Origin of the sequence: Leyella stercorea (assembly GCF_019052365.1) — a bacterium.
Classification (GTDB): Bacteria; Bacteroidota; Bacteroidia; order Bacteroidales; family Bacteroidaceae; genus Prevotella.
Genome location: NZ_JAHQUY010000059.1, coordinates 1 through 17,826, shown reverse-complemented (window position 1 = coordinate 17,826; position 17,826 = coordinate 1). Strand labels below are relative to the sequence as shown.

Below are 17,826 nucleotides of genomic sequence, written 5' to 3'. Positions count from 1 at the left end.
GACTTCGGGCAGGGTTTTTATTCTCTTTGGAGTTTTAGCGGACAGCAATAAAAAACAATTAAGGGGATATGGCAAAACGCCATATCCCCTTTTCTTTATATTATCAATCAAATGTGAAGTGTCACCAATCAATGTGAAGTGTCATCAATCAATGTGAAGTGTCACCAATCAAATGTGAAATGTCATCAATCAAATGTGCAGATATTGTTTTACGTAATCGACAACAGCTTCCTTCAGTCCCTTTGCATCTATAATCTCCACGTATTGGGCGTGGCTCAGATAGAACACCATGAGCGGATAGAGGTTGTATGTGAAAGTCTCCAGCATCCACGTGTCGCTGCCGTCTTGTCTGATATAGCGCGATATTCCTGGATAATACTCCTTAAGAGCAGTCACAGCCTGCAGTTTCAGGCGGAGTCTGACGTCAATCTTCTTCTCGCCCGACATGTGGAACGGGTCGATGCTCAGTTGTTTGTGCTTCTCCTTAAACTTCCACGGTTCGTCGGTCATCACTATCTTCTCGGCGCGCGAGATGCGGAATATCTTCACCTTGTCCTGTTCAGCCTCATAGCAATGAACATACTCGTTGTCGTCGATATGGAACGGTTCTACGATGCGGTTCTTGATAGTGCCGCTGTTTATCGACTTGTATCCCATAAACCGCACTCTGCGCTTCTTCTGTATAGCGTCCTTCAGAATGATTATCTTGTCGTCGCTCTTGCGCAGAGCCTCCTGTCGGCGTCGGCGTATGTCCTCGATTGTCGACTCGTCTGTTATCTGCGCCGACGAGTTGTTCTTTCTGAGGTATGTCGTTCCGTCTTTCAGATAGACCACGTCGTACGGATACGGCTCCACGACGATGCTCACCACGTTGTGCTCGTTGATAGGTTTCAGCGTCACGTATTTCCAGTAGGTTTCGCCGAACCAATCCTCGCCCTGTCGGTTGATGTGTATCATATAAGCATCGAGAGTGGGGCTCATGCCGAATTTACGTGCAAGTGTGTTGAGGTCGTTCTTCAAGCCGACAGGTATGCCCTTGTCGTCAACGCCCAGATAGAGCACGCCGCCGCGATTGTTCATCATGGCGCAGATGCCGCGGAAGATGTTGTACGACTGCTGCTGCACCTTGGCGTTGGTAGGCGCTTCGAAGAACGAGGTCTTGAACTCCTTCATATCGTCTTCCTCGCCGAAGATGCCCTCCAGCTCGTTAGAGAGTTCGAGCGTAGAGTCGCCGTCGGTCACAACCGACAGTTGGTTGAGTATCTGTTTCTTTATGCCTCTGAGCGTCTTGTTCTCAAGAATGCCGCACAGGCGGTTGTACGACTGCACGAGCGATGCCGTCTTGCTCAGCGTCTCGTTTTCGCTCTCGATGTAGCGGTCGAGAGTGTCGCTTGTAGCGTCGTATCCCTTGGCAAAGCACGAGAGAATCTTCAGGATGTCGGCACCGTTTGTCACGGTCTCCTCGTCCTTCAGGTCTTCGGGCGTGTCAATCACGGCGATGGTGTTCCACTCGTCGCTGTCAGCCTTGGCGAAGAGTATGAGCGTCTTGATATACTTGGCTATGTAGTTGCAGTATTTCTCGTCCTTCTCGCTCTCAATCAGTGTGCACAGTATGCGTATTACGCTGAGTATGCGGTAGCGCAGCATAGGGTTAGTTTCATGACTCTGCAATACGTTCAGCGTGTTGAGATATTCCTTTACGAACTCCGGCTGAATCGCCTCCTGCTCCTCCTCCTTTTCGGTTATAGATATATGAGAGAGCGAGTCGATGAAGCGTCTGAGCATCCTCGGGCACACGTCGTCTCGCGAGATGTCTGTTTTCTCTACCTGGTAGTCAACGATGTTACCATAAAGACAGCCTTTGAATTCGCCGTAAGTGTTGCATTTCTCAATCTCAATGTATGCACTACGGTCGTTGTCGTCAAGTTTTTCATCCTCCTCTTCGGTCAGGTTGAGATAGACCATGAAGCCCTCGTCAGTCCAGAACTCGCGCAGCTTCAGAACGCCGCTCACCGCTTTGTGGTTATGAGCGTCGAAGCAATCGCCGGGCTGTGCGTTGTCTTCTATATATTCAACAAACAGGTCGGTAAGGCTGAACGTGCTGTTCGCAGGGTTGACATTTACGTTGAAGCGGTCGCCCACATTCAGCACCTTCGCCCACACCTCGGGGCGGTATATCTTAGAGAAAATCTTCAGATTCTGCTCGAACACCAGCTGACCCTCAATCTGAGCATAGCTCGGGTCGATAGTCTTCACCGCAATGCGCAGCGGCGTCACCTCCGTCACCTCTACAGGTACGAGTTCGCCTTCGGTATAATTCAGAAGTCGCTTTGCGCTGGCCTCCTTCTTGCAGCCCTTCATAGCCTGCAGAATGTCGTCTACAAACTCCTCTATAGCCTCCACGTCGTCTTTCTTCGACTCCTTCAGCTGCAGGTCTTGCGTATAACTCACATCGAAGCCGTACTCGGGCAGCAGGTGGGTTGTCGATTTCGGCATGTACTTCTTATCGTGCACATCCTTGTTGTAGGTGGCAAGCATTATCTCCGCATTCTTCACGGCTATCAGGCCCTTGCCCTCGCAGCAAGCCTCTGACTTGGTAGCGAACCTCATCTTGAGGAAGTTGACAACGAACATGTCGAGCGAGAAACCTATGATGTCGTTCCACGAGAAAGTGAGCACGTTGGGCATGTCGTGCGTCATCAGTTGCATAGCCATGCCGATAAGCTCGGGCACACTTCTATAGGCGAAGGTGCTGCGGTTAAGAGCCGTGGTGGTGTTCTGCATGCAGAGGCACACCAGGTTGTTGAGCATCGTGAGCAGCACCAGCTTGCGTTCCTGACAGCTGGCGTCCTTCACTGCCAGCAGCCATGCGCCGCAGAGCCTTGTGTTGAATGTGAGCACCTCCTGCGCCTTGTCCTGTCTGTACATGGGCGCACCGGTTCGTGCTTCGACAAGAAGGGCTACACGCTCCTTCAGCAGTCGCAGCGACTCGGTGTACAGCGTATCGTAGGCATTGCCCGACGACTTGAGGTAGCTGAGAAAGTCCTCAAAGTATTCGTCTATATGTGTGGGTTTAGGTTTGAGCCAAATAGTTCCGTTTTCCATTTTTTGTATGTTGAATATATTTCACGAACAAAGGTATAGTTTTTTAGCGAAACATACAAATTAATAATACTATTAGGTATAAAACAAAGCGAGGTAACAGCATTACCGCATAGCGGAAATACTGTTACCTCACTTCTGTAATATTGTTACCGCGCCTTGGTAATATGCTTACCAGGTGCCGGTAACAAGCGTTGTCTTAAGTGCAAGCCAAATCTTGCTTAGGCTTTCCGCAGCATTTGGTTGCGGAAAGCTAAAGATTTAGTTGCGGAATACCAATCCGTTGCTGTCGGCGTCGATCGTAATCGGCTTCTCACGCGACACTTCGTCCGAAAGAATCTTCTTCGAAAGGTCGTTGAGCACGCAGCGCTGTATGGCGCGCTTTACCGGACGTGCGCCGAACTCCGGGTCGAAACCCTCGTCGGCGAGGTAGCCGATGGCTGCCGGCGTGACGTTGAGCGTGAAACCCTGCGGCTCCAGCATCTTCTTCACGGCGTTCATCTGCAGCGTAACGACCTGGGCAATCTCCTCCTTCGTGAGCGGCAGGAACATGATGGTCTCGTCGATACGGTTGAGGAACTCCGGGCGGATGGTCTTCTTCAGCATCTCCATCACCTTCTCTTTGGTGTCGCCGATGACATGGTCGCGGTTCTCGGGCGTGATGCCTGCGAACTGAGCCTGTATGTACTGGCTGCCGAGGTTTGAAGTCATGATGATGATGGTGTTCTTGAAGTTGACGGTGCGGCCCTTGTTGTCGGTGAGGCGTCCGTCGTCGAGCACCTGCAAGAGGATGTTGAAGACGTCGGGGTGAGCCTTCTCAATCTCGTCGAAGAGTACGACAGAGTAGGGCTTGCGGCGCACAGCCTCGGTGAGCTGACCGCCCTCGTCGTAGCCTACGTATCCTGGAGGCGCACCGATGAGACGGGATACGCTGAACTTCTCCTGGTACTCGCTCATGTCGATACGCGTCATCATCGTCTCGTCGTTGAACAGATACTCGGCGAGAGCCTTCGCCAGCTCCGTCTTGCCGACACCCGTAGTGCCGAGGAAGATGAACGAAGCGATAGGACGCTTCGGATCCTGCAGTCCGGCACGCGAACGTCTTACGGCGTCGCTCACGGCTCTGATAGCCTCGTCCTGTCCGATTACGCGGCGGTGAAGCTCCTCCTCAAGGTGCAGCAGCTTCTCGCGTTCGCTCTGCATCATACGCGTTACGGGTATGCCCGTCCAGCGGCTCACAACCTCGGCGATGTCGTCGGCTGTCACCTCCTCGCGTATCATGGCGTTGCCGCCCTGCGTCGACTTCAGCTGGTTCTGTATCTGTCGGATGTCCTCTTCAAGAGCCTTCAGTCTGCCGTAGCGTATCTCAGCCACGCGCTCGTAGTTGCCTTCGCGCTCGGCGCGCTCAGCCTCGAACTTCAGCTGCTCCATCTGCTGCTTGTCTTGCTGAATCTTGTTCACCAAGCCCTTCTCGCTCTCCCATTTAGCGCGGAACGCCTTCTCCTGGTCGCGCAGTTCGGCGATGTCCTTGTCGAGCTGCTTAATCTTCTCGGTGTCGTTCTCGCGCTTGATAGCCTCGCGCTCAATCTCGAGCTGCTTCAGTCGGCGCGTAATCTCGTCGAGCTCCTCGGGCACAGAGTCGCGCTCCATGCGCAGCTTTGCAGCCGCCTCGTCCATAAGGTCGATGGCCTTGTCGGGCAGGAATCGGTCGGAGATGTAACGCTCCGAAAGCTTAACGGCAGCTATGCAGGCGTCGTCCTGTATACGCACCTTGTGGTGGTTCTCGTAGCGCTCCTTCAGTCCGCGGAGGATAGAGATAGCCGAGAGCTCGTCAGGCTCGTCGACCATTACGGTCTGGAAACGACGCTCCAGAGCCTTGTCCTTCTCGAAGTATTTCTGGTACTCGTTGAGCGTAGTGGCACCGATGCTGCGCAGCTCGCCGCGCGCAAGTGCCGGCTTGAGGATGTTGGCAGCGTCCATAGCGCCTTCGCCACCGCCCGCACCTACGAGCGTGTGAATCTCGTCGATGAAAAGAATGATGCGACCGTCTGAGTTGGTCACCTCTTTTATTACGCTCTTCAGACGCTCCTCGAACTCGCCTTTGTACTTGGCTCCGGCTACGAGTGCGCCCATGTCGAGCGAGTAGAGCTGCTTGTCCTTAAGGTTCTCGGGCACGTCGCCGCGCACGATGCGCTCTGCCAAGCCCTCAACGATGGCTGTCTTACCCGTACCCGGTTCACCTATTAATATAGGGTTGTTCTTAGTACGGCGCGAGAGAATCTGCAGCACGCGGCGTATCTCGTCGTCGCGGCCTATAACAGGGTCGAGCTTGCCCTGGCGCGCCTCCTCAACGAGGTTCTTGGCGTACTTCTCGAGGCTCTGGAAGTTCTCGTCAGCCGACTGCGACTGTATCTTCTCGCCCTGACGCAACTCCTGGATGGCCTTCACGGTGTCTGCCTCGGTCATGCCCGCGTCTTTCAATATGCGGCTCGCCGTAGAGTTCACCTGCAAGAGGGCGAGCAGGATGGGTTCGACGCTCGTGAACTCGTCGCCGTTCTTCGTGGCGAAGTCCTGCGCGTGCTGCAAAACGGCGTTGGTGTCGTTAGAGAGGTAAGGCTGTCCGCCCTGAACGCGCGGCAAGCGCTGCAATTCGGCGTCGGTTACGCTCTCCACCTGCATGGCATTCACGCCAAGCTTCTGGAAGATGAAGGTCGTCACGTCCTTTGCCTTCACAAGCAGAGCCTTCAGCAAGTGCATCGGTTCGATGCTCTGCTGTCCACTGCGCTGTGCGGTGTTCAAGGCTTCTTGAACAACCTCCTGTGCTTTGATTGTGAATTTGTCGAATGTCATATCGTTCTCCTTTCTTTTTGTTTTCTTGTTTTCTGCAAACTATAACACAAACTATGTTCCAATACGTTATTTATGACAATCTGTCACGGTTTGAGGCGTTTGTATTGAAAGATAACGACAATCTGTCAGAAAAGAAAGCTCTTTTGCCGACTCTGTTCTGATTTTCTATGGCGTTCTTCTTTGCCGTGTAGAAAAAATTTGATACTTTTGCATTTATAATTTATAATGTTACTGTGCGGCGCAGAGTGATGCGGTGCGCAGACTGAACTATGCAAACAAACAACTAAAAACCATCTCTATCAAAAAATGAAAACCAAAAAGTTTTATCCGTGGCTGGTAGTGGCGCTGCTTTGGGTGGTGGCACTGCTCAACTATATGGACCGACAGATGCTCTCTACCATGCAGGGCGCAATGAAACTCGACATCGTTGAACTACAGAAGGCTGAGGCTTTCGGCGCTCTCATGGCTGTGTTCCTCTGGATATACGGCATCGTAAGCCCGTTCGCAGGCGTGGTTGCCGACCGCGTGAGCCGCAAGAAGCTCGTTGTGGGCAGTCTGTTCGTATGGTCGGCAGTAACTTATCTCATGGGCTACGCTACCGACTTCACGCAGCTCTACTGTCTGCGTGCGCTGATGGGTGTGAGCGAGGCGCTGTACATACCTTCGGCTCTGTCGCTCATCGCCGACTGGCATGAGGGCAAATCGCGCTCGCTGGCTATCGGCATACACATGACCGGTCTGTACGTCGGTCAGGCTGTGGGCGGATTCGGCGCTACCATCGCCGCTACGTTCTCATGGCATAGCACATTCAACTGGTTCGGCATCATCGGCATTGCCTACTCTGTTGTGCTCGCACTGCTGCTGTACGACAAACCGAAGGCTGTGGCTGTAGTTTCGCCAGACCCCGCAACGCAGATGAAGAAGGAGAGCGTGTGGCGCGGACTCAGCGTCGTGCTTTCTACATGGGCGTTCTGGGTGATACTCATCTACTTCGCCGTGCCGAGCCTGCCGGGATGGGCTACCAAGAACTGGCTGCCTACGCTCTTCGCCGAGAACCTCGGTCTGGATATGGCGGAGGCTGGTCCAATGTCTACCATCACTATCGCGGCTTCGTCGTTCGTGGGCGTGCTGCTCGGTGGCGTAATGTCGGACAAGTGGGTGCTGCGCAACATACGCGGACGCATCTATACCAGCGCAATCGGCTTGGGCATGACTATCCCGGCGCTCATTCTGCTCGGCTTCGGCCATAGCGTTGTGGCTGTAGTAGGAGCCGGAATGTTGTTCGGCATCGGCTTCGGCATGTTCGACGCCAACAACATGCCGATACTCTGTCAGATTATCTCAGCTAAGTATCGCGCTACGGCTTACGGCGTGATGAACATGGTGGGCGTGTTCGCAGGCGCTGCCGTTACTCACCTGCTCGGCAAGTGGACCGATGGCGGCAATCTGGGCATGGGCTTTGCGGTGCTCGGCGGCGTTGTCATCGTGGCGCTCGCGCTGCAGCTGGCTTGTCTGCGCCCAACATCGGATAATGTTGAATAAATGTTGAGGTGGTGAGATGACTCTGCTCTATCTTAATCCTCCCAGTTCTTTCATTACTTTTCATCCCGCAATTGAAAACAATAAATTAATAATCAATTAAAATAAACAAGACTATGGAAAAAATCGTAGGACTTATTGACGCACCGTTTACACCGTTCTATGCAAATGGTGACGTTAATCTCGAACCAATCGAGGCTTATGCAAAGATGTTGCAGAAGAATGGCTTGAAGGGCGTGTTCATCAACGGATCGTCTGGCGAGGGATATATGCTCACAACCGAGGAGCGTATGCAGCTTGCTGAGCGTTGGGTGAGTGTGGCTCCCGAAGGCTTCAAGGTTATTGTGCATGTAGGCAGCTGCTGCCTGCGCGAGAGTGTGCGCCTTGCTGAGCACGCTCAGAAGATAGGTGCATGGGGCATCGGCTCGATGGCACCTCCGTTCCCGAAGATTGGTCGCATCGAGGAACTCGTGGAGTATTGCGAGACTATCGCAAACGCTGCTCCTGAGTTGCCGTTCTACTACTATCATATCCCTGCGTTCAACGGCGCATACCTGCCGATGGTAGACCTCTTGAAGGCTGTCGACGGACGCATCAAGAACTTCGCAGGCATCAAGTACACTTACGAGGCTCTCTACGAGTACAACCAGTGTCGTCTCTACGGCGGCGGCAAGTTTGATATGCTTCACGGACAGGACGAAACAATCCTCCCGAGCCTCGCTCAGGGCGGCGCTCGCGGCGGCATCGGCGGCACAACCAACTACAATGGTCGTGAACTCGTGGGCATCATCGACGCATGGAACCGCGGCGACATCGAGACAGCTCGCGAGAAGCAGAACTTCTCTCAGGAGGTTATCAACGTTATCTGCCACTTCCGCGGCAACATCGTGGGCGGAAAGCGCATCATGAAGCTCCTCGGATTCGACCTCGGACCGAACCGTGTGCCGTTCCGCAACATGACTGACGAGGAAGAGGCTCAGATGAAGAAGGAACTTGAAGAGATCGGATTCTTCGAGCGTGCAAACCAGTTCTAATGTCAACCAGTCAACATAACAACATATCACCTTTAAGAAAATGAATGTAAAGGAATATATCAAGTCTTGGGCTGAGTCTTACAAGAAAGATCTCACCGAGAATATCATGCCGTTCTGGATGAAGTACGGCTTGGACCGCGAGAATGGCGGCGTCTATACTTGCGTAGATCGCGACGGATCGCTCATGGACACAACAAAGTCGGTGTGGTTCCAGGGTCGTTTCGCCTTCATTTGCTCGTTCGCTTATAATAATGTAGAGAAGAATCAGGAGTGGCTCGACGCTGCAAAGTCTACACTCGAGTTCATCGAGAAGCACTGCTTCGACGAGCAGGGTCACATGTACTTCTCTGTAACTGCTGAGGGCAAGCCGCTGCGCAAGCGCCGCTATGTGTTCTCGGAGACATTCGCCGCAATCGCGATGTCTGAGTATGCTCTCGCTACTGGCGACCAGCATTGGGCTAAGCGCGCCATACAGGTGTTCGAAGACACACAGCGCTTCCTCGCTACACCGGGCTTCCTGCCCGCTAAGTTCGAGGCTGATGTGAAGCTGCAGGGCCACAGCATCGTCATGATTCTCATCAACGTAGGCTCTTGCATCCGCAAGGTTGTAAACGATCCGAAGCTCACACAGCAGATTGACGAGTCGATTGAGAAACTGAAGAAGTACTTCATCCATCCGGAGTTCAAGTGCTTGCTCGAAACGGTAGGCGAGAACGGCGAGTTCATCGACACCAACATGACTCGCACCATCAATCCGGGCCACTGCATCGAGACCTCTTGGTTCATCATGGAGGAGGCAAAGCTGCGCGGCTGGGACAAGCCGATGTTCGACATGGCGCTGCAGGTGTTCGACTGGTCTTGGGACTGGGGCTGGGACAAGCAGTACGGCGGCATCATCAACTTCCGCGACTGCAAGAACCTGCCATCGCAGGACTACTCGCAGGACATGAAGTTCTGGTGGCCGCAGTGCGAGACCATCATCGCTTCGCTCTACGCTTATCTCGGAACCGGCGACGAGAAGTATCTCTATCGTCACGAGCGTATCAGCGAGTGGACATACGCTCACTTCCCCGACGCTGAGTACGGCGAGTGGTACGGCTATCTGCATCGCGACGGAACAGTGGCGCAGCCGGCTAAGGGCAACCTCTACAAGGGTCCGTTCCACATTCCGCGTATGATGATAAAGGGCTACATGCTTTGTCAGGAGATTCTGAAAAAGCTCGAAGCATAAGCATAAGAGGGTGCCATGCACCCTCTTAATTTTTATTACTATTATGAACCGATTTCTATCCTTATTCCTTTTTCTTTCTGCCGCATTGTCTCTTTCTGCTCAGCATGTGCGCAGCGTTGTTGGCTTTCCGGCTGCTGAGCCCGGCTATTCGCTCGGCGTCTCGGCATGTTATGCAGGTCAGATTGGCGACTATCTCGTTGTGGCTGGCGGCTGCAACTTCCCCGAAGCTGGCAAACCGAAGAAATATTACGCCGGTGTGTACGCCGCACGCATGGACCGTGCGATGCTGCAGTGGCGCTTGGTGGGTTTTCTGCCCGAAGCGGCTGCGTATGGTGCTACGATTGCCTGCGGAGACAGTCTGCTGTTCCTTGGCGGAAACAACACAGACCACGCTCTTGCTGCGGTTTATAGCGTTCGTCTTAACTCTGCCGGCACAGATGTCTCAATAAATCGACTCGCCGACCTGCCGGCTACGGCGGATAATATGGCGGTGGCGCTTGTCGGAAACGACGTTTTTGTTGTCGGTGGCAATCAGAACGGCAAGCCGTCTGCTGATGTTCTGCGTTATAAACTCGGCGCAAACTCGGTTGCTCAAGGTTCAAACTCGGTTAATCAATGTTCAAATACAATTGCTCAAGGTTCAAACTCGGTTAATCAAGGGGCAAATTCAACTTCTTCTGCCGATCTTCGCATTCCAGGCGCGCCTCGTGTGCAGCCCGTAGCCGCAGCGTATAACGATAAGTTGTACGTTTGGGGCGGATTCTATGCCGACGGCGAGCAAAGCAAGGTGCATACTGATGGTTATGTGTACGACGTGAATGCGAAAGAGTGGGGCGCTTTGTCCGCTCCGCGTTCTGCGGATGGCGAGGAGATGACGCTTTCTGGTGGCATAGCGTGGGCTGATGGCGACCACTTGTACGCCACTGGCGGCGTCAACCGCACGATATTCCTCGATGCGATAAGCGGTAGATACGAATGTGTTAAGAAGGACGATTACCTCAAGCAGCCAATCGACTGGTATAAATTCAGCGGCAATCTTTATGTCTTTGATGCTGTCGCAGGGCAATGGCTCACTACGACGTTCGCAAATCAGACTCTTGCACGCGCCGGTGCGCAGGCTGTGCCTACACCGCTCGGCGTGTATTATATAGGTGGCGAGCTGAAGCCGGCGCTTCGCACGCCACAGATTGTTATAATTGAGAATTGAGAGTGGAGAGTTGGGAGTTTCTTGAGTTGAGAATTGAGAGTTGAAAGTTGAGAGTTATGATTACCATTGTAAAACTATGGTTTAAGCGTTAGCAATAAAGCATATCATAACTCTCAACTCTCAACTCTCAACTTAATCAGTTCTCAACAGGAACTGCTTAATTGTATCCGAACTTACCGATATTCTCTTCGCTCGAACTTTCTTCCTGCGCAATCTTACGCATGTGTTGCTCGTAAGCCTGCGCCAGTCCGCCCGTACTCGTCTCCTTATAGAGCGACGGCAGGTCGTGACCTGTCTGCTTCATCACCTTCACCACGCGGTCGAACGACACGCTATGCGTTCCGTCTGAGAACGAAGCATAGAGGTTGGCGTCGAGAGCGCGAGTTGCGGCGAAGGCGTTGCGCTCGATACACGGAATCTGAACCAGTCCGCACACCGGGTCGCACGTCATGCCGAGGTGGTGCTCCAATCCCATTTCGGCTGCATATTCTATCTGCGACGGACTGCCACCGAACAGCTGGCAGGCTGCGGCTGAAGCCATGGCGCATGCTACGCCCACCTCGCCCTGACAGCCCACATCGGCGCCCGAGATAGATGCGTTCTGCTTCACTACGTTGCCAAAGATGCCGGCTGTAGCGAGAGCGTGCAGAATGCGTGTGTCGCTGAACTTATGTCCTTTTGCAAGATGGTAGAGCACGGCGGGCAATACGCCGCACGAACCGCAGGTGGGGGCTGTGACAATGGTGCCGCCCGATGCGTTCTCCTCGCTCACCGAGAGGGCATAGGCATAAACCAGTGCGCGCGACTGCAGCGACTGCTTGTAGCCGCTCGCCTTAACGTAGTAGATAGGACCCTTGCGCGGCAACTTCAGCGGACCGGGCAGTGCGCCTTCGTGGTCGATGCCGCGTTCTACAGACTCCTGCATGGCGCGCCAAACCTCCATCAGATACTCCCAGATGTCCTCGTCCTCGCACTCGTCAACGTACTCCCAGTAGCCGCGTCCGTGATTCTCGCACCACTGCTGTATCTCGTGCAGCGTGTTCTTCTGATACACCTCGCGCTTGTTGTTGAACCAGCGGCTCTTCTCGCCTTCCGACAGTGCGCCGCCGCCTACGCTGTAGCATATCCACTCGTTCATACGGTTGCCTTCGGCGTCGAACGCTACGAACTTCATGCCGTTCGGGTGATAGGGCAGGAACACCTTAGGCTGCCACACGATGCTTAGCGGAGCGATGGGGCGCAGCACTTCGTCGATTGCTACGTCTGTCATGTGACCTCTGCCCGTTGCAGCCAGGCTGCCGTATAGTGTCACCTCGAACGATTTCGCGTCCTTGTTGTGCGCAGCGAAGGTCTGTGCAGCCTTCTGCGGTCCCATTGTGTGACTGCTCGACGGACCTTTGCCTATTCTGTATAATTCTTTTAACGATTTCATAGTTGTATGTGAGTCTTAGGATAAAAACAAGTTGATATATTGTTGCTTACAAAGTTACGATATTTTATTGATAGTCACAAAGCAAAGCCTTGCTTGTTCGGTTCAAATTACGCTTTATTAATTTGAAACATGTTAAATATGTGTTAAATGCAGCGTCCGCATATTTAGAATTTCCCTTTCTTGCGTTATTGTTTATAGAGAGGGCAGGGCGCTGAGCTGTTCGTTTCAGTGCTTTCCTATACATATATATAATGTGCAACTGAATAATATATATAATGTGCAACTTAAATAAATAGGAGATAATCTTATGAGAAAGTTTTTTTTGATGTTGACGGCTGCGATGTTCGTGCTTACGACGTCGTTGTATGCAACAGAGAAGAGCGAGAAGAAACTTAGCGTGAAACCTTTCAGCGTGATAAACGTTGTTGGTTCGCTTAAGGTAGTGTACGAGCAGGGTAGTACATACGAGGTTCGTCTTGTGGGCGACGCCACAGCATTCGACCAAATACGCGTAGGGAGCAATGGTTCGGATCTGAACATCTCAAAGCACGGCAAGGTCATTGGCAATGTGTATGTCGAAACTTCCGATTCGTCGGACAGACGCAGCGTTGTTGTGCACGTAAAGGCGCCGGACGTGAGCGTGTTCAATATGAGTGGTAGCGGACAGATTGTTGTTGGCAAGATGAAGTCTACGGCTGTCACGTTCAATCAGGCTGGTTCGGGCAAGATTGCCGTGAGCCAGGTAGTAGCCAGCCATGCCAACTTTAACAACGCTGGCTCGGGCACTATCCTTGTCGACGATGTGAAGGCTGATTATGTAGGACTGACGATGGCTGGTTCGGGCACAATCAACTGCCGAACAAGCAAGGCTGACAATCTTAATTGTACGCTTACCGGCTCCGGTCGCATCTCTGTTTCGGGTGAAGCCGGCAACTATAAAAAGTATGTCTTAGGTTCGGGCAAGATAAGCGACAGTATGTTGAAGTACGATAAACTGCTCAACATGGGCAGTAATGTGAACGTAACAGGCAATACTTACAATTCGCGCAGACCGGACTCTCCCGACGGCGTCATCATCGCCCGTCCATAATGCGTGCCGCCCCAGCACTTATGCGTGTAAAAATAGAATAAAGCTAATGAATACCCGACTACCGTGAACCAAATACAGTTTGAACAGATGTCGCCACAACTGCGCAACATAGCTCAAGGCTATGCCCGCCGCTATCTTGCGCGTGCCGATGATGCGGACGATGCGGCAAGCGACGCGATGCTTAGGCTTTGGGCTGTGCACGACTCTCTCCGCGACACAGCCCATGCCGCTCGTCTTGCGGCTGTCATAGCTCGCAATGTGGCTATCGACATGTTGCGACGGCGGCGCCCGACAAGCATCAGCGGCGACGAAGCGCACACGTCCTGGCTTCTGCAGCAGGAGTCGGACAACGATACTCCAGAGAGTCAGCTCGAATGGAAAGAGGACGAGCAATGGCTGCACCAGCGCATAGAGCAGTTGCCGCCGCGCGAGATGCAGGTGATGCGGCTGCGTCAGACCGAGCGCCGCACCAATGAGCAGATTGCTGCCATATTAGGCATCAGCAAGGATTCGGTGGCGACGATGCTCTCCTCGGCACGACGTAAACTATTCAATCAGATAAAGGAAAGGAACAGAACATGACAGACCGACAAATAATATCACTTCTGAAGCGCTACATGGACGGCGCCACTACCGTTGAGGAGGAGACCGCATTGACGGAGTTCTTATGCACGGCTACCGACGCCGACCGACCTGACGCTATATCTGCCGCCGACTGGAGCGCGTATCGCGAGATGTTCTGCATGTTCGCTCCAGAAAAGGCTGAGAAAGACCTGCAGAATGAGGCTGCGGTTCCGACCGTGCAGCGCTTCACGCTGCGCAAGGCTGCTCTTTGGGTGGCATCGGCTGCTGCCGTTGCTGTGCTTGTGTTTGCTGTTTCTGCGTTGCTTCCCGACAATACGCCGTCTGGTCAGTCGTCGAACGCGCCGTTGGCTCAGCAAGCAGCTCGCCTTGTGCCTGCCGATTCTATCGCCGACAGCATTTCTGCCGAACAACCGCAGCGTATTCTCGCGGACAGCGTGAAACAGCAGCCCGAGAAACAGCGCCTGCACAAGTCTGTTCGCCCTTACTGGCAGCCGCGTCCGCCAAAGGTGTATGTGGCTGAGGCTGACAGGAACGCATCCACTCATGCAGACTCCACCGATATAGAGGAAGCTGTGCGCCAAGCCGACATCCTGCTTCATGCTATAAATGCCAACCAGTCGGCTGAAATCAATCAGCTTGAGCTTCAGGCTATGGAACTGTTCGAGGCTGACGACGCTGAGGCTGACGAGTACGAGTCGGAAGCCACGGGCAACAGCATACAGCAATAATCTCTAATAAAGAAAACATAACAAACAACCCTGTAAATATATTACGTATGAGACAGATTTTAATAATGGCAATATTCTTAGTGCAGACGTTTGCGGCTTCTGCGCGGAGTAATATCGAAAAGGTGTTCAAGTTCGTGCTGAACAATCCTTCTACCGAAGTGCTGTCAAGCTCCGACTATAACGTAGTTTGCGTCGATAGCGGCGTGAGCTATTGCAAGTTCACCGAGTTCACCGTTCCTGCGAAAAAGAAGGAACTCTTCGCACAGATAGAGAAGCAACTGCTACTTGCGAAGTCCGACGCCTACGATGTGTTCATCAAGAAGCCGGGCAGCAGCTCGTTCGCCAGCAAATGTCAGTACGACTATGGAGCCAACAACGAATACAGCGTAGAACTGGGCTCTTACATGTCGCACGCCTACTACGGTCTGTGCTTCAAGGACCCCGCTGACTCCATGCGCCGTCACGCCTATCTGGCTGTATGGTTCAAGGATAGCCGCAAGTATCATTGCTACTACTATCACATCTACGGCGTGATGCCGGCTCGTTTTAAGGAGTTCAAGTCGGGCGTCAGAGGTGCATTGAAGCCAATTAATAAGGGCAGCATGTTGCGCACGCAGACCGTCCTCGACGACAACGGCGTCACCACAACCACCTACGACAACGACGGCAATGTGCGTGTCTTCAATTCGCGCTCGTTTTCTTCGGCTATGGCTAACGAGGTGAAGACCGACATCGACTTCATGCTCATGTTCGGCAATCTGCGCGCTGCCTTCCTCGACGCCATAAAGGATGCCGATGCGAAGACGCTACAGACAGGCATCGTTGTCAAGATAGCACGTCTGTGCCGAGAGCATAGCAAACTGCTCACCGATAACGAGAAGCAAACCTGCACATCAATCATCGACGAGATGAAGAGTACGCTGAAGAAGGTGAACCCCGACACGTTCATGGACGGCGTGCTGCAGGAGGCGCGTATAGCGGTGGCTAAATAAATCTGTGTCGTTGTCCGAATAGACGTATTGTATTGACGTTAATAGAACGTATTGTATTGATAAAATGGAAAAAGCGAGTAGCTGAGGCTTCACAACCTCTGCTACTCGCTTTTTATTGTTTCTGCGTAAGCCGTCGCATTATTAGTACGGCTCATGTCTGTTGTATATCCGTAGAACAATCGCTTATCCGTAGATAATGTTGCCCTGCTCGTCGCGGTTCTCGTCGAGGAACGACTTGTTGTACTGTGTCATACCGCGCAGCGACATACCCATGCTCGAGAAGCCGCCGTCGTGGAACAGAGTCTGCATCGTCACCTTCTTTGTCAGGTCTGAGAACATCACAACGCAGTAGTCTGCGCACTCGTCTGCGCTCGCGTTGCCCAGAGGCGACATGCGGTCAGAGAAGTCGTACAGACCGTCGAAGCCCTTGATGCCGCTGCCCGCTGTGGTGAACGTAGGCGACTGAGAGATGGTGTTGATGCGCACGCCCTTCTCGCGACCGTAGATGTAGCCGAAGCTGCGGGCGATCGACTCCAACAGCGACTTGGCGTCTGCCATATCGTTGTAGCCGAAGAATGTACGGTGAGAAGCCACGTAGGTCAGAGCCAGCACCGAAGCGTTCTCCGACAGAGCGTCGAGCTTCTTTGCTGCCTGAAGCATCTTATGGAACGAAATTGCTGAGATGTCGAGGGTCTTGTTCAAGAAACCATAGTCAAGATCGTCGTAAGTACGCTTCTTGCGCATGTTTACACTCATTGCGCAAGAGTGGAGCACGAAGTCGATCTTGCCGCCCAAAGCCTCCTGGGCCTGAACGAAGAGGTTGGTCAAATCCTCTACAGATGTCGCATCTGCCGGGATTATTACTGCGCCGGTCTTCTTGGCGAGCTCGTCGATTGTACCCATGCGGCAAGCCACCGCTGTGTTGGTCAATACGATCTGTGCGCCTTCCTCAACTGCACGTTCTGCTACTTTCCACGCAATAGATGCGTCGTTCAATGCGCCGAAGATGATACCGCGCTTTCCTTTCAATAAGTTAAAAGACATAATGTTCTATTATTATATAATGTATATTATCCTTGTTAGTGAACTCTAATGGAATATTCTGTACACTTATGCACAATCTTTTTGCCATTTCCGACTGCAAAGGTATAACTTTTTGCACACCTACCAATAAAAGTGTGCAAAAAACTGCATCTTCAACGCAAAATACTTTCGTTTTCTGCACAAAACTCTCATAGTGTGCAAATTTTTGCTGACAAAATCAAGCCCTTTTCCCCACCAATTACCCCTACACATTATAATATATATAATACAACCTCTCAACTTCCGTTGCCCGAAACCACAACCTTTGTCATCGTGCTCCGTCCGCCGTCCAATCGGATTCCGTCCGCCGCCCGATCAGATTCCGTCCGCCGTCCGATCGGATTCCGTCCGCCGTCCGACCCACATCCCGAATATTTTCATCACCCACTCACAATACATACACCATAACCTCCAAACCCTCACAAAACACATCCATTCCATCTATACCCGCATTTTGGCGTTTAACCCCCTAAAATCGCCCATTTTGGTTGATTTAAGTCAAATTGAGCCTAAAAATGAAGTTTTTTTGAAACTTTTTTGTCAAAACACTTGCATGGTAATGATTTTTGTTATACCTTTGCATCCGCTTTCGAGAACGAACTAATCGAGCTAACAACGAGATAATCGTCGGGGTAGAAAGCAAAAAAATGAAAGTTTGTGCAAGTCGAGTGCAATGAAGCTCGCTTCAATTGCCGAGGCGCCGCCAAACTTATGAAAAGAGTTCTTTGAAAAGATTTACATAAACAGACAAGTAGTACAAGAAGCAAGTCTTACATTATTTATAATGCACAGACTTGGGTAAAATACGAACCGTTAATCTTATATAAGGTTAAAACTTCAATAATAAAGGAAGCTCGTTCTGAACAGATACAAACAAATGCCGATTTCTTCGGAGGTCAGCAGTAAAAGATATTTTACAATGTAGAGTTTGATCCTGGCTCAGGATGAACGCT

The 17,826-nt window shown here is 52.2% G+C and carries 12 protein-coding genes; 8 read left to right on the top strand and 4 right to left on the bottom strand.

Features of this window, described 5'->3' with window-relative positions; translation table 11 throughout:
• Positions 1 to 189: 189 nt before the first annotated feature.
• Together KTQ90_RS10100 and clpB are read right to left on the bottom strand one after the other, a co-directional pair.
• Positions 190 to 3,105 (bottom strand): RNA-binding domain-containing protein, encoded by a 2,916-nt coding sequence (locus KTQ90_RS10100; RefSeq protein ID WP_217318313.1) that lies wholly within the window; start codon positions 3,103 to 3,105, stop codon positions 190 to 192.
• A gap of 258 nt (positions 3,106 to 3,363) precedes the next feature.
• The gene (gene clpB, locus KTQ90_RS10095) at positions 3,364 to 5,952 is read right to left on the bottom strand and encodes an ATP-dependent chaperone ClpB (RefSeq protein ID WP_217318312.1); all 2,589 of its coding nucleotides are present in this window, start codon (positions 5,950 to 5,952) and stop codon (positions 3,364 to 3,366) included.
• 306 nt (positions 5,953 to 6,258) lie between these two features.
• On the opposite strand from clpB, the gene KTQ90_RS10090 reads away from it, so the two are divergent.
• From KTQ90_RS10090 to KTQ90_RS10075, 4 genes are all read left to right on the top strand, one after another.
• Entirely contained in the window at positions 6,259 to 7,494 is a 1,236-nt protein-coding gene (locus KTQ90_RS10090) for an MFS transporter (protein ID WP_217318311.1), read from the top strand.
• Positions 7,495 to 7,607: 113 nt separating this feature from the next.
• The gene (locus KTQ90_RS10085) at positions 7,608 to 8,525 is read left to right on the top strand and encodes a dihydrodipicolinate synthase family protein (RefSeq protein WP_217318310.1); all 918 of its coding nucleotides are present in this window, start codon (positions 7,608 to 7,610) and stop codon (positions 8,523 to 8,525) included.
• Positions 8,526 to 8,565: 40 nt separating this feature from the next.
• Positions 8,566 to 9,756 carry an AGE family epimerase/isomerase gene (locus KTQ90_RS10080; protein ID WP_217318309.1) on the top strand — a complete coding sequence of 397 codons (1,191 nt, stop codon included), beginning with the start codon at positions 8,566 to 8,568 and terminating at the stop codon, positions 9,754 to 9,756.
• 43 nt (positions 9,757 to 9,799) lie between these two features.
• Entirely contained in the window at positions 9,800 to 10,963 is a 1,164-nt protein-coding gene (locus KTQ90_RS10075; RefSeq protein WP_217318308.1) for a cyclically-permuted mutarotase family protein, read from the top strand.
• Between the two features lie 157 nt (positions 10,964 to 11,120).
• Here the strand turns inward: KTQ90_RS10075 and KTQ90_RS10070 are convergent, their stop codons facing one another.
• Positions 11,121 to 12,395 (bottom strand): L-serine ammonia-lyase, encoded by a 1,275-nt coding sequence (locus KTQ90_RS10070; protein ID WP_217318307.1) that lies wholly within the window; start codon positions 12,393 to 12,395, stop codon positions 11,121 to 11,123.
• A 307-nt stretch (positions 12,396 to 12,702) separates the two neighbouring features.
• On the opposite strand from KTQ90_RS10070, the gene KTQ90_RS10065 reads away from it, so the two are divergent.
• The 4 genes from KTQ90_RS10065 (at position 12,703) to KTQ90_RS10050 (ending at position 15,790) form a co-directional block, all read left to right on the top strand.
• Positions 12,703 to 13,485 (top strand): GIN domain-containing protein, encoded by a 783-nt coding sequence (locus KTQ90_RS10065; RefSeq protein ID WP_217318306.1) that lies wholly within the window; start codon positions 12,703 to 12,705, stop codon positions 13,483 to 13,485.
• A 63-nt stretch (positions 13,486 to 13,548) separates the two neighbouring features.
• Complete coding sequence (locus tag KTQ90_RS10060; RefSeq protein ID WP_217318305.1) at positions 13,549 to 14,067, top strand: RNA polymerase sigma factor; 519 nt, start codon at positions 13,549 to 13,551, stop codon at positions 14,065 to 14,067.
• Entirely contained in the window at positions 14,064 to 14,798 is a 735-nt protein-coding gene (locus KTQ90_RS10055; RefSeq protein WP_217318304.1) for a hypothetical protein, read from the top strand. The genes KTQ90_RS10060 and KTQ90_RS10055 overlap by 4 nt, the downstream gene beginning before the upstream one ends.
• A gap of 47 nt (positions 14,799 to 14,845) precedes the next feature.
• Entirely contained in the window at positions 14,846 to 15,790 is a 945-nt protein-coding gene (locus KTQ90_RS10050) for a hypothetical protein (protein ID WP_217318303.1), read from the top strand.
• Between the two features lie 183 nt (positions 15,791 to 15,973).
• Here KTQ90_RS10050 and KTQ90_RS10045 read toward each other — a convergent pair whose 3' ends face one another.
• A complete protein-coding gene (locus KTQ90_RS10045) occupies positions 15,974 to 16,834 on the bottom strand; it encodes an enoyl-ACP reductase FabI (protein WP_022158309.1) in 861 nt (286 codons plus the stop codon).
• Positions 16,835 to 17,826 lie beyond the last annotated feature (992 nt).

What these genes read in the sequence shown, in the direction of transcription:
- KTQ90_RS10045 (WP_022158309.1), bottom strand. Translation starts at nt 16,834, where the DNA reads ATGTCTTTTAACTTATTGAAAGGAAAGCGCGGTATCATCTTCGGCGCA.
- KTQ90_RS10090 (WP_217318311.1), top strand. Translation starts at nt 6,259, where the DNA reads ATGAAAACCAAAAAGTTTTATCCGTGGCTGGTAGTGGCGCTGCTTTGG.
- KTQ90_RS10055 (WP_217318304.1), top strand. Translation starts at nt 14,064, where the DNA reads ATGACAGACCGACAAATAATATCACTTCTGAAGCGCTACATGGACGGC.
- clpB (WP_217318312.1), bottom strand. Translation starts at nt 5,952, where the DNA reads ATGACATTCGACAAATTCACAATCAAAGCACAGGAGGTTGTTCAAGAA.
- KTQ90_RS10100 (WP_217318313.1), bottom strand. Translation starts at nt 3,105, where the DNA reads ATGGAAAACGGAACTATTTGGCTCAAACCTAAACCCACACATATAGAC.
- KTQ90_RS10070 (WP_217318307.1), bottom strand. Translation starts at nt 12,395, where the DNA reads ATGAAATCGTTAAAAGAATTATACAGAATAGGCAAAGGTCCGTCGAGC.
- KTQ90_RS10050 (WP_217318303.1), top strand. Translation starts at nt 14,846, where the DNA reads ATGAGACAGATTTTAATAATGGCAATATTCTTAGTGCAGACGTTTGCG.
- KTQ90_RS10065 (WP_217318306.1), top strand. Translation starts at nt 12,703, where the DNA reads ATGAGAAAGTTTTTTTTGATGTTGACGGCTGCGATGTTCGTGCTTACG.
- KTQ90_RS10075 (WP_217318308.1), top strand. Translation starts at nt 9,800, where the DNA reads ATGAACCGATTTCTATCCTTATTCCTTTTTCTTTCTGCCGCATTGTCT.
- KTQ90_RS10080 (WP_217318309.1), top strand. Translation starts at nt 8,566, where the DNA reads ATGAATGTAAAGGAATATATCAAGTCTTGGGCTGAGTCTTACAAGAAA.
- KTQ90_RS10085 (WP_217318310.1), top strand. Translation starts at nt 7,608, where the DNA reads ATGGAAAAAATCGTAGGACTTATTGACGCACCGTTTACACCGTTCTAT.